The organism is Actinosynnema sp. NPDC059797 (genome assembly GCF_042732085.1).
GTDB lineage: Bacteria > Actinomycetota > Actinomycetes > Mycobacteriales > Pseudonocardiaceae > Actinosynnema.
Window position 1 is genome coordinate 1 of sequence record NZ_JBHWIE010000691.1, and the last position, 1,815, is coordinate 1,815.

Genomic DNA, 1,815 nt, shown 5'->3' on the forward strand with positions numbered 1-1,815 from the left:
AGGGCGCCGAGCGGCACGTAGGAGGCGGGGCGCAGGTGTTCGGGCAGCAGCCCGGCCACGTGCGCCCGCAGCTCGGCGGGCGCCGCGTCGCCGACCACGTAGGCGACCAGGCGCTTGTCGCCCGGCCGGTCCTCCCGCACGACCACGACCGCGTCCACCACGTCGTCGTGCGCGGTGAGCACGGCGCGGACCTCGGCGGGCTCGACCCGGAAGCCGCGGACCTTGACCTGGTCGTCGGCGCGGCCCAGGAAGTCCAGGGAGCCGTCGGCGCGCCACTTCACCAGGTCGCCGGTGCGGTACATGCGCCCGCCCGGCTCGAACGGGTCGGCCACGAACCGCTCGGCGGTGAGCGCGGGGGCGCCCAGGTAGCCGTGGGCGAGCCCGCCGCCCATGTAGACCTCGCCGGGGACGCCGACGGGGACCGGGGCGAGCCGGTGGTCCAGCACGTAGACGCGCTTGCCGGCGATGGGCGAGCCGACCGGGACGGTGGGGTGCTCCGCGTCGGCGGGGGTGATCCGCCGGCACAGCGTGAAGATCATGTTCTCGACGGGGGAGTAGCCGTTGACCAGGCGCAGGTCCGGCTGCCGGGCCAGGAGTTCGCGGACGTGGGCGACGGAGGCGGGTTCGCCGCCGGTCATCAGCTGCCTGAGCCCGCGCAGGGCGTCGGGGTGTTCGTCGATCAGGTGGTTGAGCAGGCTCGCGGACAGGTGCGCGGTGGTCACGCCGTGCGCGACGAGCAGGTCCGCGATCACGGCGGGGTCGGTGACGTGGCCCGGTTGCAGGACGCAGGCGGCGCCGTGCAGCAGGGGGCCGAACAGCTCCAGCGCGAAGGCGTCCCAGGAGACCGGGGAGCACTGGAGCCAGGTCTCGCCGGCGGAGAAGTCCACGTAGGACTGGCCGGTGAGGGTGCCGACCAGGGCGCGGTGGGGCGCCAGGACGCCCTTGGGGACGCCGGTGGAGCCGGAGGTGAACATCACGCAGGCCACGTCGGCGGGGTCGACGGCGATGGCGGGCGCGGTGGCGGGGCCGTCCGCGTCGGGACCCCCGGCGTCGGGTTCGACCACGGTCACGTCGAGGGGGCAGTCCGGTGTGGACACCACGTGGCGCAGCCCGGCCCGGTCCGCCACGGCGGCCAGGCGCGCGGCGGGGAAGCGGGGGTCGAGCACGGTGTACGCCGCGCCCGCCTTGAGCACCGCGAGCACGGCGGTGACCAGCGAGGGGTCGCGGTCGAGCAGCACGCCGACCACGTCGCCGGGTTCGACCCCGGCGGTGATCAGGCGGTGGGCCAGCCGGTTGGCGGCGGCGTCCAGCTCGGCGTAGGTGGTGGCGGTGCCGCCGGAGACGACGGCGGTCGCGCCGGGGGTGCGCCGCGCCTGCTCGGCCACCAGGTCGTGCGCGGTCCCGGCCGGTGCGGCGGGTCCGCCGTCGTTCCACACCAGCAGCAGGTCGTGCCGTTCGGCCGAGGTGAGCAGGTCGTAGGAGCCGATCGGGCGGCCCGGGTCGGCGGCGACGTCGGCCAGCAGCCACGTGAAGCGGTTGAGCAGCAGCTCGGCGGTGTCGCGGTCGAACAGGTCGGTGGCGTACTCCAGGTAGCCGCCCAGCCCGTCGGGGGTCTCGTGCGCGGCCAGGGTGAGGTCGAACTTGGCGGCCGTGTTCGGCACCGGCTCGGGCGCGCACGCCGCGCCCGCCAGCTCCACCGCCGCGGCGGCGTTGTTCTGGAGCACCACCATGACCTGGAACAGCGGGTGCCTGCTCGGGGTGCGGGCCGGGTTCAGCTCCTCGACCAGCCGCTCGAACGGCAGGTCCTGGTGGTCG

At 75.5% G+C, this 1,815-nt stretch carries 1 protein-coding gene; it reads right to left on the reverse strand.

Translation table 11 applies throughout. The features are described 5' to 3' along the window. A partial coding sequence (locus ACFV4N_RS43340) for a non-ribosomal peptide synthetase (protein ID WP_499678526.1) occupies window positions 1-1,815 on the reverse strand: 1,815 nt, incomplete at both ends.